The following is a 1574-nucleotide window of genomic DNA, read 5'->3' as shown; positions in this document are numbered from 1 at the left end:
GGCTTCATTCGCGGCTTGGCCAAGTCTCGGGAGGACCGGCTGCTTGTCAAAACGGTGATCGATCTTGGTCGGGCGCTGGGGATCGATGTCATGGCCGAGGGCGTCGAAACAGAGGCGGACCGGCAAATTCTGTACAAGCTTGGCTGCAGAACTGCTCAGGGCTTCCTATTCTCCAAGGCGGTGCCGCTAAGCCAGGCGCTTGAGGTGACACTAAAAGAGCACGCTACGGAGTTGTGAGGGCCATCAATGAAACCGCTGCGTGATCTCTGATCATGGGTGGTCAGGGGCGAGCGGTACGCTGGCTGTGCTGTCGCTCGCCGAACACGGCCTTGGTGATCGTGGCGTGCACGCCGAAATTTCCGTCGGCGACTTGCGTAATGCCGAAGTCGGCGGCAAGCGACATGATGCTCAACACCTCGTCCTCCGTGAGATCGTATGTCTGCATGATGAATCGGCGCGTCTGGCGGAAGGCGTTGCGCAGCGCCAACTCGATGGTGGATGTCTTGTAGACGTCCGACTGCGCGTTGCTGCCGAGGTCCCTGAGGTAGTTGGGATGGCTAAAACTCTGTATCACCCAGCTGTGCTCGGTTTCGATGAGCGGCGAGTCGAGACCGCGCAGGAAAGCCGGACACCCTTCGCCCGCCTTGTGCAGCTTGATGATGATGTCGCCGGTCAGCGAACACTCAAGACCCGTGCCGTTGATCTCGCCGTCCGCCTGCGCGAAATGTCCATCGCCGAGCGAGAGCAGTGCGCCCTGAACCGCAACGGGCAAATAAAGCTTCGCGCCGGCTCCGATCCTCCAATTGTCGATATTGCCGCCGAAATAGCCCGGCGGGATGGAATCGACCAGGTCGGCCTCGCGCGGAGCCACCGCGATGCACCCGAAGTGCAGGCGCGCCGGTATGCGCACGCCGCTACCACTCAAGTCGCGATGCGAAACCTTGCTGTGGTCGACGGGTATGCCAGGATAGTCGATCGTCGCATGGACAACGCCGAAGGGGTCAGTCTGCGGCTGCCATTCGTAGCTGTACAGCGGCCGCGCTGCGGCCGGGCACCGCATGTCGATCTCGAAGATAGTCACCGTTTCGCGTTTGGCATCCCGGTCCAGAAGGTCGTGATACTGATACCCCCACCACGCCGATACGTTCGATGCGAAGGCCTTGCCGGGAAAGGCAGCGCTCGGCCGTGGCCGAATTTCGACGAACTCGATCTCGAGCACGTCGCCGGGCTCGGCGCCGCGCACATAGATCGGGCCAGTCATGATGTGAACGCCGAACCCCTCGCCAGCGCCGCGCCCGAAGATGGAAGCGTTTGCCGGACCGGCCCCGCGACGGTCGACGCGCTTGTGTTCGGGTGACCAATCGAACACGCTTTCAGCCCCGCTGTCACCCGCCACCATCCGCTGCCAGTCGTCGCCCGCGTGCTGAGTGAGTGTCTCAACGGTGACTGAGTCGCCCGAATCGACGCGCAACACCGGCGGCAGCGAGCGGCTGAAAAAGCCCCAATGCACGGTCTCGGCGTTGGCCGGCAAATAATGATAGGCGCGTTGTGCAGGCAGCTTCGATGACGTGGCC

Annotated in this window: 2 protein-coding genes; one reads left to right on the top strand and one right to left on the bottom strand. The window is 62.4% G+C overall.

Annotated elements, in window-relative coordinates; translation table 11 throughout:
* The coding region (locus AC0L2A_RS36110; protein ID WP_473612947.1) for an EAL domain-containing protein at positions 1-237 on the top strand (237 nt) is incomplete at its 5' end.
* Positions 238-280: 43 nt separating this feature from the next.
* Here AC0L2A_RS36110 and AC0L2A_RS36105 read toward each other — a convergent pair.
* Positions 281-1531, bottom strand: a complete 1251-nt coding sequence (locus tag AC0L2A_RS36105; protein WP_473612946.1) for an acetamidase/formamidase family protein — start codon at positions 1529-1531, stop codon at positions 281-283.
* Between the last annotated feature and the right edge of the window lie 43 nt (positions 1532-1574).

This window comes from Mesorhizobium sp. WSM4844, from assembly GCF_055811775.1.
This window is presented reverse-complemented; position numbering and strand designations above follow the sequence as displayed.